Annotated in this window: 1 protein-coding gene; it reads right to left on the bottom strand. The window is 60.1% G+C overall.

Annotation, left to right across the window (positions count from 1 at the left end):
- Window positions 1-281, bottom strand: a 281-nt coding sequence (locus CWI66_RS17860; RefSeq protein ID WP_198517624.1) for a transposase, incomplete at both ends; no start/stop codon positions are given.

The following is a 281-nucleotide window of genomic DNA, read 5'->3' as shown; positions in this document are numbered from 1 at the left end:
TCTGCCGGGTAGTCATAGAACGCCAGCAGCTCCTCCCGATCCTTGGCCAGGCACTCCATGGCTCTGGGGTACTTGGCCTCGAAGCGTTTCACCGTGCGATCGAAAGCCTTGTGCGCCTCATCGCGGGTCTCGGCCATCCAGATCTCATGGAGGTCGGCCTTGACCTTGGGCTGCACGGATTTCGGCAGTTTATTCAATACGTTGGCAGTCTTGTGGACCCAGCAGCGCTGGTGCTCGGTCTCTGGATAGACCTTGCTCAACGCCGCCCAGAAGCCCATGGC

Origin of the sequence: Halomonas sp. 141 (assembly GCF_002810305.1) — a bacterium.
GTDB classification, from domain to species: Bacteria; Pseudomonadota; Gammaproteobacteria; order Pseudomonadales; family Halomonadaceae; genus Vreelandella; species Vreelandella stevensii.
This window is presented reverse-complemented; position numbering and strand designations above follow the sequence as displayed.